Source organism: Psychrobacter halodurans (assembly GCF_017498075.1).
GTDB classification, from domain to species: domain Bacteria; phylum Pseudomonadota; class Gammaproteobacteria; order Pseudomonadales; family Moraxellaceae; genus Psychrobacter; species Psychrobacter celer.
Genome location: NZ_JAGBKN010000012.1, coordinates 59913 through 72109, shown reverse-complemented (window position 1 = coordinate 72109; position 12197 = coordinate 59913). Strand labels below are relative to the sequence as shown.

Here is a 12197-nt window from a genome sequence, read left to right as displayed (position 1 = left end):
TATAATTCCTTCGATATTGAAGCTTTTTATGGCCTTTTCTCTATAGTTTGGCGACTGCCAGCGATTTATCTAATGCGTTTGGTTGGTGTTTTGTGGGTGATAAACATTAACAATAAAGCTGCATAGAGATATCACCGGCATTGATGTTACTATGATTTTCATAAAGGCGCATTGGTTTTCATAAAAGAGCAATGGTTTTGATCAGAGGTCGTTGTTCAGACTGTTTTGTTTGATGTCAGCACTCAATGATGACGGTGACAAGGCTATGATAATATTAACGTAGAGTGGGATAGATTATGGGATTATTAGTCGAAGGTAAGTGGCAAGATCAGTGGTATGACACAAAATCCAGTGGGGGCCGCTTCCAGCGTGAGGACGCAGGCTTTAGAAACTGGGTGACCGCAGACGGTAGCGCAGGCCCATCAGGGGTAGGCGGTTTTAAAGCCGAGCCAAACCGTTATCATCTGTATGTATCGCTGGCTTGCCCTTGGGCGCATCGCACCACCATTTATCGTAAGCTCAAGGGCTTGGAGGATATGGTGTCGTTGTCGGTTGTGCATCCATTTATGGGTGATAAGGGCTGGACGTTTGCCGCGGGCGAGGGCGTGATTGCTGATCCGCTACACGATGCCGATTATGCTTATGAGGTATATGTTGCGGCGAAGCCTGATTATACAGGGCGCGTCACGGTGCCTATCTTGTGGGATAAAAAAACCAATACCATCGTCAGCAATGAGTCATCAGAGATCATCCGTATGTTTAACACCGCCTTTGATGAGGTCGGCGCGCGTGCTGGTAACTTTTTACCAGCAGAGAAGGTGGCCGAAATCGATGAGATCAACGATAGGGTCTATACAGCGGTAAACAATGGCGTCTATAAGGCAGGGTTTGCTACCACGCAAGCTGCTTATGAAGAGGCAGTGACGGCGCTATTTGAGGCGTTAGACATGCTCGAGGCGCGCTTGTCCCAGCAGCGCTACTTGGTCGGCCAGACGATCACAGAAGCAGATTGGCGCTTATTTACCACGCTTGTGCGTTTTGATAGTGTGTATTTTGGTCATTTTAAATGCAACATACGCCGTATTGTTGATTACCCCAATCTGTGGGGCTATCTGCGAGAGTTGTATCAAGTGCCAGGCGTTGCAGAGACGGTCAATATGACGCATATCAAGCAACACTATTATGGCAGTCATGCCAATATCAATCCAACACGTATCGTCCCTGGCGGGCCTGCGATTGATTTTAATTCACCACATCAGCGTGATAAGGCATAAGTCTGTCTTAAAGTGACTATTTATCAAATTGTTTGTGTGTTTAAGAGGTTGATAGACAGAGGTTAACTGATACTGATAAAAAATATCACAACAAAAAACGCCCCAGCTGACCGATGTGAGCTGGGGCGTTTTTGAATGATAAGTTGTTGATTAAACTTATCTTTAAGCGTTATTTAGCTGACGCGCTGCCTCTAAGGCAAAATAGGTCAAGATGCCGTCGGCACCCGCGCGGCGAAAGCCAATCAAAGACTCTAGGATCACCGCATCAGTCAGCCAGCCATTTTGAATCGCGGCCATGTGCATGGCATATTCGCCAGATACTTGATAAGCAAAAGTCGGCACGCCAAAGGTGTTTTTGACTTCGCGAATCAAATCCAGATAAGGCTGACCGGGCTTGATCATCACCATATCGGCGCCTTCGTTGATGTCCATGGCCACCTCGTGTAGAGCCTCGGCGCGGTTACCAAAGTCCATTTGGTATTGTTTTTTGTGCCCACCTTTTAGGTTGCCTGCACTGCCGACAGCATCACGGAATGGTCCATAATAAGCCGAGGCGTATTTGGCAGAATAAGCCATGATAGCGGTATTGACAAGACCTTCGCTCTCAAAGGCATCACGCATGGCTTTGATACGGCCATCCATCATGTCACTTGGTGAGATGATATCAGCGCCAGCCTGTGCATGGACGAGGGCTTGCTTGACCAATACCTCGATGGTGGCATCGTTGATGACATAGCCACTATCGTCGAGCAGACCATCTTGGCCATGTGAGGTATACGGGTCCAGTGCCACGTCAGTCATCACCACCATTTCTGGTACGGCGTCTTTTACGGCTTTTACTGCGCGCGCTGTCAGGCCATTTTTATCGTAGGCTGCTTTGCCGTCTGGGGTTTTTAGAGCGTTGTCAATGACGGGGAAGATATCGATGGTTGTGACGCCCTCATTTAATAGCGCTTTGGCATAATCGATCAGCAGATCGATAGATAGACGCTCGACTCCTGGCATGCTAGAGATGGCCTCACGCTGGTTTTTACCTTCTAAGACAAAAACAGGGGCGATAAAGTGTTTGGGGTGTAGCTCCACTTCACGAATCATCGCGCGTACATTGTCGTTATAACGTAAGCGGCGCAAGCGAGTGGCAGGATATTGGCGGTTAAAGGTATAGCTCATAATCATTCCTTATATTTGTTTTGTTTGATGAATTTTACATGCTCTAAGCGTTGCCGTCTGATACGGCTAGGTGAGGCTGGCTAGTATGGTCTGACTACTATACCCAATAGCCACGGTCAAAAGCAAAAAGCCCTACCAAGTCGGTAGGGCTGATGGTACGTATCGACTGTTAGGGCATTGTGTTGCCTTGCCCTCGTTAAGACTGCTTATGGTTCAACGATCTGGGTCACAGGGACGGTCTCTGTACTGGTGTCAAAGGTGGTCTTTTCGTTGATCACCCCGACCGCAGCATCTGTTGTACCATCGTCATTGACATCGACCACCGCGGTTGGCTCAAAGCTTGCGGTCTCTTTGGCCTGCGCTTGCTTGATTGCACCTGCTTCTTGCGGCGAGGCTACCCGTGCTGAGCTGGCAGCCTCGATAGCGTTTACTGCTTTTGCTTTGTTGGTGCTAGCAGGTAAGTTGACCAATTGTACCAAGTTTTTGTGCGGTACGGGAATGGCTGTTGGTACATCAAGGTTGGCACCGCCACCGAGCGCTTGGTATAGCTCGATTTGGCTGACGATTTTTTGTAGCTCCAAATCCAAGATACCTTGCTGAGTTGAGAACAGCGAGCGCTGGGCATCGAGTACGTCTAGATAGTTTGCGATACCAGCCTTAAAGCGTGCATCTGCTATCTGATAGGTTTGCTCAAAGTTGTCTTGTAGACGATACTGTGCTTCGAGCTGTTGTCCTAGCGTCGCACGTGTGGCCAATACATCTGACACTTCACGGAAGGCGGTTTGGATAGATTTTTCGTAATTTGCCAAGTTCTGCTCGCGCTCGATTTTGGCCACGTCGTAGTTGGCATCTAGGCGACCTGCATCAAAGATAGGCACGCTAATACTTGGGCCAAACGACCAGCCCACCGAGCCGCTCTTAAACAAGTCATCCAAACTACCACTACTCACGCCCACACTACTGGCTAGACTGATAGAGGGGAAGTAAGAGGCGCGTGCCACTTCGATATTGGCACCAGCAGCTTTGAGGCTGTACTCTGCTTGTAGGACGTCAGGGCGATAACGCAACAGCTCACTTGGCAAGCCGGCATTAAAGATCTGCTGGCTTGTGATATTGCTGACGGCAGGCGCTGGAATCAAATCATTTGGAATCGGGGCGCCAATCAGATACTGCAAGGCATTACGCGAGGTCAAAATACTACTCTGGGCGCGTAGTACCGCCAGTCTGGCATTTTCTAAAGACGCGCTGGCTTGCAATGAGGGCAGTTTGGGATCGACCCCAGCTTCAAAGCGTTTGTCGGCAATAAACAGCGAGCGCTCACGGCTTTCAGCAGTGGCTTCTGCCAGTTTTAGCTGCGCCAAGCTATAGCTTAGGTTGGCATAGCTTTGGGCGATGTTACTAATCAGGCTGATTTGCGTGGCGTCTTTGGCGGCGCTCGTCGCTAAGAAATTTTGCAAGGCTTGATCTTTTAAGCTGGCAATTTTGCCCCAAAAATCCAGCTCATAGTTGGCCAAGCCTAGGTTGACGTTATAGCTGCTGTTGGGGTTTTTGTCGACGCTATTTTGCGCTTGACGCGTGTAGCCGCCACTGGCGTTGATCGCAGGCAAATCATTGATGTCAGTGATTTGATATTGCGCGCGCGCTTTCTCAATTGCAAGGCGCGCACTTTCAAAGTCTTTGTTATTTTCTAGTCCTAACACAATCAGACCTTTTAGGCGCTCATCGCTATAAAAGTCCTGCCAGCGCTGTCCTGCGATACTTGGCTGCTCGCCACTACTGACGGTTTCTTTGTCAAATGCGCCGTAGGTTTGCTCAATCGGCACATTGGGCTCAGCCAATACAGGACGCATATCCGCCTTTGGAATAGTATTACAGGCTGCCATACTGAGCGCCAAGGCGGTCAAGCCGATAAGACGACCGCCGTTTTTGCGCAGTGCTGCCCGCGTTGGGTGGGCAGGAGCAGCCGTGTTGACTACCGCAGCTGAGCTTAGGGTTAAGGTTTTTTGAGCACTCATTGTGTATTGTCTCCAAAGCTTGCAGGCTGATAACTTTCAGAAGGCGTTGGGGTTTGTGGGCCAGTTGGACCACTGCCACCATCTTTATCATTCGGTTGATTGTTCTCATATTTGTGCGGGAACAAACTACGCACCCAGATGTAGAACATAGGGATAAAGAAGATACCTAAGAATGTCGCGGTGACAACCCCGCCAACCACACTGGTACCGATGGCGTTTTGACTGCCCGAACCTGGTCCTGTGGCGAGGAATAATGGCACAACACCGAGTCCAAAGGCAAGTGAGGTCATGATAATTGGGCGCAGACGTTGACGTGCTGCGGTCATTACCGCCTCTTTTAGACTATAGCCTTCTTCTTGGTGCTCTTTGGCAAACTCGATAATCAAAATCGCGTTTTTGGCAGACAGACCAACGACGGTGAGTAGACCCACCTGTAAGTAAATATCGTTGTTAAAGCCGCGTAGCCAGGTAAATATCACCGCTCCCAATACCCCAAGTGGAATCACCAGTAGGACAGAGAAGGGGATGGACCAGCTTTCATATAGAGCGGCTAGGCATAAGAATACCACTAAGATAGACAGCGCATATAGCATGGGCGCTTGGGCACCTGATTTTTGCTCCTCAAGTGACATACCCGTCCATTCGTAGCCGACGCCATCAGGCAGTTTTTCCATCATGGCTTCCATCGCGCTCATTGCCTCACCTGTACTAAGACCAGGCGCGGCGCTACCTTGGATGTTCATAGAAGGCAAGCTGTTATAACGGGTCAGACGCGGAGAGCCTGATTGCCATTCGCTGCTAGAGAACGCATCAAATGAAATCATATCGCCCGTATCATTACGTACATACCACTTACCGATGTCATCTGGGTTGGTACGGCTGCTAGGCTCGCCTTGGACAAAGACGCGTTTGATACGACCACGATCGACGAAGTCGTTGATATAGCTTGAGCCCCAAGCTGTAGAAATAACACTATTGATGCTGCCAAGCGATAGGCCATAAGCGGCAGCCTGCTCTTGGTTGATATTGACTTTGAGCTGCGGCGCATCTTCTTGGCCGTTAGGGCGCACACCTGCGACTTGATCGTTTTGGGCGGCCATACCAAGCAGCATATTACGCGCCTCGAGCAAGCCTTCGTGTCCGAGGTTGCCGGTATCCTGAATCATCAAGTCAAAACCACTGGCGTTACCCAGCTCAGTAATCGCTGGTGGAACGATGGCAAAGACTTGTGCTTCGTTTAGCTGGGTAAAGAAATATCCCATGGCACGATCGGCGACAGCCTGTGCGGTGTTTTCTTCACCAGGACGATCCGCCCAATCAGATAAGCGCACAAAGGCCAGACCCATGTTTTGCCCTTGTCCAGCAAAACTAAAGCCTGCAATGGTAAAGACAGAGGCGATATTGTCGCCTTCTTGCGTGTCGTAATAGTTACTGACTTTATCGAGTACGTCTTGTGTTTCATCTAGCGTGGCGCCAGCAGGAAGCTGAACTAAGGTAAACATAATACCTTGGTCTTCTTCTGGTAAAAACGAACCTGGAATACGCAAGAACACTACTGCCATGATACCGATGATGGCGGCATAGCCGATCAGGTACAACCACTTAAAACGAATACTCTTACCAACGAAGTTTTCATACGAGCGGCTAAGTTTAAAGAAGCCGCGGTTGAACCAGCCAAAAAAGCCTTTTTGTTCTTCGTTGCTGCCTTTTTCGTGACTCTTACTACGTTTTAGTAGGGTCACACACAGCGCTGGCGTAAAGATCAGCGCGACCAAGGCAGAGAGCACCATACTGGTGATCAAGGTGATGGAGAACTGACGGTAAATAACCCCAGTTGATCCGCCAAAGAAAGCCATCGGTACGAATACCGCTGACAATATCAAGGCAATACCGATAACGATTTTACTGATTTCACCCATAGACTGTAGGGTGGCATCCTTGATAGAGATATGCGGATCTTCTTCTAAAATACGCTCGACGTTTTCTACCACGACGATGGCATCATCGACCAACAGACCGATGGACAGTACCATCGCAAACATGGTCAAGACGTTGACACTAAACCCTGCGACATACAGTACAGCAAAAGTACCGAGTAGAACGACAGGGACGGCAAGGGTCGGAATGATAGTGGCGCGCCAGTTCTGTAAGAAAATAAACATGACGATAAATACCAGCACGATCGCTTCGATCAGTGTATGAACCACTTGCTCGATAGACAAACGTACGAATGGCGTGGTGTCATAAGGCACAACAGAGATAAGGCCTGCTGGGAAGTTGGCTTCTAGCTCAGCCATACGTGCGCCGACCGCTTCACGGGTCTCTAGCGCGTTTGCGCCTGCAGCCAATGAGATACCTAGACCTGCCGCTTCTTGACCGTTATACAGGGAGATGACGCTATAGTTTTCACTACCGATTTCGACATCAGCGACATCGCCGAGGCGTACTTGCGCGCCCGATGTGTCTGTTTTTAGCAAGATATCTTTAAACTCTTCAGGAGTTTGTAGATAGCTCTGTACGGTGACGGTGGCGTTGATGACTTGTCGATCGGTGTCAGCAGGTGCTTGCCCTAACTGACCGGCTGAGACTTGCGCGTTTTGTGAGCGTACCGCATTGACCACATCTGAGGGCACCATGTTGTAGCTACGCAAGCGCGCAGGGTCCAGCCATATACGCATGGCATACGCCGAACCGAACACCTGTACTTCACCCACCCCTTCGACACGGCTTAGCTGATCGACGACGTTTGAGTTGATATAGTCGGCGATATCCGCACGATCCATACTACCGTCTTCAGAGATAAAACCCTGTACCATCAAAAAGCTGCTGGAGGATTTGTTGACGTTGACGCCTTGACGCTGCACCGACTCAGGTAGCGAGCTCATGGCCGCTTGTAGTTTGTTTTGTACTTGTACCTGTGCCGTATCAGGGTCTGTGCCGTTTTCAAAGGTGAGCGTCACAGAGGCGCTACCGTTTGAGGAGCTCGACGATGACATATACATCAGACCATCAAGGCCCTTCATACGTTGTTCAATGATCTGGACAACGGAATCTTCGACGGTCTGGGCGTTGGCACCAGGATAGCTGGCACTCACCGAAATCGTCGGCGGTGCAATACGTGGATACTGTTCGATCGGTAGATTGATGACCGATATCACCCCGATGAGCATGACCAAAATAGCCAGCACCCATGCAAAAATAGGGCGATTAATAAAAAAACGTGACATAGTATATCCCTAAGTCTTCCTATCTTTGAATGGAATTAGTTAGCAGCGGCTTCTGTAGATTTTTCTTTGGTAGCGTTGTTTTCAGAGGTGTCATTACCAGCTGGCTTCTTATCCATTGTTTTTGCCGCTTGCTGCGGTGTTTTGGCCTCAGCACCTTTTGCAGATGGTGCTGGATTGGCGCTCTCTAGTGGTTTTACCACCACTTCTTGCTCAGGTTTCACCTTCGAGCCACCAATAACGACCACTTTATCACCCGCTTGCAGGCCATCTGTGACGATCCATTGTCCATCATAAGTACCATTGATGGTGACTGGACGCACTTGGATTTTGTTGTTTTTGTCAGCGATGTACACTTGCGTGTCGCCTTTAGGCGTACGCATGACCGCACTTTGTGGTACTAAGGCGGCGTTGGTGATGACGCTCTGCGTGAGGCGAGCGGTGACGTACATGCCTGGCAACAAGATATTGTTGCTATTTGGGAAAATCGCGCGCAAGGTGACCGCGCCTGTGGATTCATCGACTTTGGCCTCAGACAGCGCAAGCTTACCGCGTACCGGATAGACCGAGCCGTCTTCTAATACCAGCTCCACAGAGTTCATACCTGGCTGTGCTTTGCCTTCAGATATTTGTTGGCGTAGCTTTAGTAGCTCAGATGATGACTGACTGATATCGACATAGATAGGGTCTAAGCGAGAGATGGTCACCAACGGATCGGGCTGACCTGCGCTCACTAGTGTACCCGCCGTCACGCTTGAGCGGTCCGTGCGACCCGTCAATGGCGCACGTACGATGGTACGGTTGAGGTCTAGCGTGCTGGCTTGTAGCCCAGCCTTAGCCGTTTGAATGCCTGCTTTGGCGCTCTCGATGCCCGCTTGGGTCTGTCCGACAGCGGCCGCCGCGCTTTGTACAGCAGCTTGTGCGGTGCGTACCGCGGTTTGTGCTTGTTCGTATTGCTGCTTGGAGATGGCATCGATATCGACCAGCCCTTGCAGACGTTGTAAGTCGTTTTGCGCCTGTGCCAATGAGGCTTGACGGCTGGCTAGCTCAGCTTTGGCATTGGCGTTGTTGGCCTGTGCTGTCTGATAGTTGGCTTGTGCTTGCTGCACCGCGGCTTGCCCACTGGCGACAGAAGACGCATAGTTGTCGGTATTGATGCGATAAAGGGGCTGGCCTTTTTTGACGTTGCTTCCTTCACGGAACAGCACTTCGTCGATGACACCATTGACCTGTGGGCGGACGTCAGCGGTTTGATACGCGGCGGTACGTCCAGAGAATGTCTGTACTTGAGGGACGGTATCAAATGTAACGGTTTGGACGTTGACGACCGCAGGCGGCATCTGCTGCTGAGCGGCTTCAGCGCCAGCGGCGTCCTCGTTTTTGTCACAGCCAACCAGTACAGCTCCAGATAGTACAGATGCTATTACAAGCGCAAGAGTAGAATGCTTCATCAATGTCCTCGGCAATATGTATAAAGAATAATGGCAGTATAAAAAGTTTATCAATAAACCTAAGCGTATTGAATATAAAAATTAATATTGATTCAAAGCACCTATACCATCTTCAAAACCTCGCTACTAGGACATCTGATAGCGCTATATAAATGAGGTACCGCGGTAAGACGCTTTGTGTTTTAGTCGCCGCTTAGGGGTAGAAGACCTATGAGTAAGCGGCAACATGGATGTATATGGATGTATAAAATGAATAAATAATTATAAACTATAGGGGTAACCCCACAGTCAAGTGACTAATATCGCGGATTGTCATAAAAATCAGCAATGTTGGCAGCGCTATAAGTGCTAACTATCCGTGATATCAGCGTTATGTCAAATAACTGAGCAGCCCTAACCGCCTATTAATCAGCAAAAATAAATGTTAACTTTTGTTAAAAATGCAAAGCCCTATAATCATTAAGGTGTTTTTTGCTTCCTAAGTCGCCTCTGTCTACAAAAAATCGGCGTTGGCAAGCCATAATTGTGACCGCGGAAATAAACGCTTAATCACCCGGTCATTGGGCAAAGAGTGCGACGATCTCACTGCTAATGACACTACAGCCTATAGCAAGCGCGCGCTGGCAAGCTCAGTCAATTGATACAGACCATGACGGTAGCGGTTGTCAGGCAAGCTCTCAAGCGCCTGTTGCGCCAGCTTGGTTTCTTCTAAGGCGCGCAGCTTACAGTAGTCCAACGCACCTGATTGGCGGACCAGTTCGATGAGCTGCGCGGCATTGGGGGTTTTGCCCGTTTGTACAGCGACTCTTAATTGCTCATAACCCTCATGGTTGCTTTGCTTGAGGAGCTCAAGAGCTTTGATGGTCGGTAGTGTCGGCTTGCCTTCAGCCAAGTCATCACCAAGGTTTTTACCCATCAGCTCACTGTCGCCGCTATAGTCAAGCACATCGTCGATGATTTGAAAGGCATTGCCGAAGTGTTGGCCAAAATTGCCAAGCACTGGCATATATTCTGTCTTGCCTTGCAAAATCGCCGCGCCTTGGGTCGCCATCATAAACAGCCGTGAGGTTTTGCCATCGATGATGTTGAGATAATCGGTCTCAGTGGCCTCAGGATTATGCTGATGCTGCAACTGCAAGACTTCGCCTTCAGCGATATCACAGGTGCCATCAGAGAATACTTGCAATAGCGGCAAGCTTTGAAAGCCAACCAATAAATTAAAGGCGCGGGCGATCAGATAATCACCGACCAGTACGGCGGTGGCGTTGTCCCACGTAGCATTGGCCGTGGGCTTGCCACGGCGCTGACCTGACTCATCAATGACATCATCGTGTACCAGCGTCGCAGTATGCAGCATCTCTGTGATGGCCGCCAAATGCATGGCTGATTGTGATGGGTGGTCATCAAACATACGAGCACATAGCAAGGTGATAAGTGGGCGCATACGTTTGCCCCCTGCATTGATCACATGCTGTGAGACGCTCATGACGAGTTGTACTTTGGAGTTCAGGCTGCCAAATACTTGTTTGTCCATGATCTCAAAATCATCGGCCACGATACTTTGGATATCGGCATAGCTGGGCGTGGGCTGAGCGTTAGGCGTATTCGTGTCTAAAAGGGTACTGGTCATAATAAATCGTCATATCAGTCAAAATAAAAAAGTTTGGTAGCCTCGGTCTTATATAGCAAAGGCGTCGTTTTGGTTATAATAGCATAGCTGTGTTTTTGAATGGTTGGTTAAAGTGTAGTGCGCTGATGCGGATAGGTGCTGGGCTGGGAAGGTAGACGCTAACAGCCAACCGAGAATAGACATTAAAAATAACCAAAGAGTAAATAAAGCACTGTAAGTCACTGATTATATAAGCTATAATGGCCACCGTTAGGCATTAGCCATGCGTCGTATTTGCTAGCGTGTCTGCTAGTGTATGTCTTCAATTCACTCGATAGTTATCTAAATGGGCTAAAAATGGCCAAATTTTGCCAAACATCATCAAATAGCGGGTCAATATCCCGATATTAACGGCGCTATTTTCCTTGTTTGGCCGCAATGTAGCTCATTTTTATCACCATTTTTGAAATAAAGACACGCCCTAGACTAAGTAACTGGGCATTCACAATCATTGATTGTAAGTTATAAACAGTCACAGGCCATAAAAAGTGTGTAGCAATAGCGAACACCTTTATAAAGCTTGATCATCACTGACAAGCAGAGAGATACGGACGATGGTATTTAGGTAACCACCTTACAAAAACAAGAGGCGCGGCTTGCTTTTATGAGCAAAAAGCCGTAAAATCTTGCCTTTAATTTTTCCCTGTCGTGTTCGTTATCGAAGCGTTGATATAACATCAGCCACGGCACACGGGTTAAACGGAGTCATACAATGTACGCAGTAATCAAAACTGGTGGTAAGCAGCACCGCGTTGTCGTCGATGAGCTTTTAAAAGTTGAGCTACTAAAAGCAGAAAAAGGCGAGACAATCAAACTAGAAGACGTGTTGATGGTTGTTGACGGCGATAACGTCAAAATCGGTCAGCCTGTTGTTGAAGGCGCTAGCGTAGAAGTTGAAGTGGTTGAGCATGGTCGCGGCGAAAAAATCCGTATCATCAAGCACAACCGTCGTAAGCACTATCACAAAGAGCAAGGTCACCGCCAATGGTACACCTTGTTAAAAATCAAAGCCATTAATGCCTAATTCCCTATTTAGCGATTATCGCTAAACTAGCGCACTAAATGCTTAAGAGTTATCGCATTGGCGGTAAGTCACATTAACAAGGAGATTTTCTCATGGCACATAAAAAAGCTGCCGGTTCGACTCGTAACGGTCGTGATTCAAACCCAAAAATGCTCGGCGTAAAAATCTTTGGTGGCCAAGCTATCACAGCTGGTAACATCATCGTACGTCAACGTGGTACAGAGTTCCACGCAGGCGAAGGCGTTGGCATGGGTCGTGACCATACTTTATTTGCACTAAATGACGGCGTTGTAAAGTTTGCGACCAAAGGTAAGTTCAACCGTCGTTATGTATCGGTTGAAAACGCATAATTCATGGCCTATAACGGCTT

General features: G+C 48.7%; 8 protein-coding genes. 3 read left to right on the top strand and 5 right to left on the bottom strand.

Annotated elements, in window-relative coordinates:
* Positions 1 to 296 precede the first annotated feature (296 nt).
* Positions 297 to 1274 carry a glutathione S-transferase family protein gene (locus tag J3491_RS07185; RefSeq protein ID WP_207969662.1) on the top strand — a complete coding sequence of 326 codons (978 nt, stop codon included), beginning with the start codon at positions 297 to 299 and terminating at the stop codon, positions 1272 to 1274.
* Between the two features lie 162 nt (positions 1275 to 1436).
* Here J3491_RS07185 and hemB read toward each other — a convergent pair whose 3' ends face one another.
* The 5 genes from hemB to J3491_RS07160 form a co-directional block, all read right to left on the bottom strand.
* Positions 1437 to 2444: a porphobilinogen synthase gene (gene hemB, locus J3491_RS07180; RefSeq protein WP_075100621.1), complete on the bottom strand. Its 1008-nt coding sequence runs from the start codon at positions 2442 to 2444 to the stop codon at positions 1437 to 1439.
* 206 nt (positions 2445 to 2650) lie between these two features.
* Positions 2651 to 4459, bottom strand: coding sequence for an efflux transporter outer membrane subunit (locus tag J3491_RS07175; protein ID WP_207969661.1), 1809 nt, complete (start codon positions 4457 to 4459; stop codon positions 2651 to 2653).
* Positions 4456 to 7686, bottom strand: a complete 3231-nt coding sequence (locus tag J3491_RS07170) for an efflux RND transporter permease subunit (protein WP_100749926.1) — start codon at positions 7684 to 7686, stop codon at positions 4456 to 4458. Before J3491_RS07170 ends, J3491_RS07175 begins: the two co-directional genes overlap by 4 nt.
* 35 nt (positions 7687 to 7721) lie before the next feature.
* Entirely contained in the window at positions 7722 to 9134 is a 1413-nt protein-coding gene (locus J3491_RS07165; protein ID WP_075100624.1) for an efflux RND transporter periplasmic adaptor subunit, read from the bottom strand.
* Positions 9135 to 9738: 604 nt separating this feature from the next.
* Positions 9739 to 10764: a polyprenyl synthetase family protein gene (locus tag J3491_RS07160; protein ID WP_207969660.1), complete on the bottom strand. Its 1026-nt coding sequence runs from the start codon at positions 10762 to 10764 to the stop codon at positions 9739 to 9741.
* Between the two features lie 751 nt (positions 10765 to 11515).
* On the opposite strand from J3491_RS07160, the gene rplU reads away from it, so the two are divergent.
* Both rplU and rpmA read left to right on the top strand, forming a co-directional pair.
* Positions 11516 to 11827: a 50S ribosomal protein L21 gene (gene rplU, locus J3491_RS07155; RefSeq protein ID WP_075100626.1), complete on the top strand. Its 312-nt coding sequence runs from the start codon at positions 11516 to 11518 to the stop codon at positions 11825 to 11827.
* Positions 11828 to 11919: 92 nt separating this feature from the next.
* Positions 11920 to 12177, top strand: a complete 258-nt coding sequence (gene rpmA / locus J3491_RS07150) for a 50S ribosomal protein L27 (protein WP_207969659.1) — start codon at positions 11920 to 11922, stop codon at positions 12175 to 12177.
* Positions 12178 to 12197: the final 20 nt, after the last annotated feature.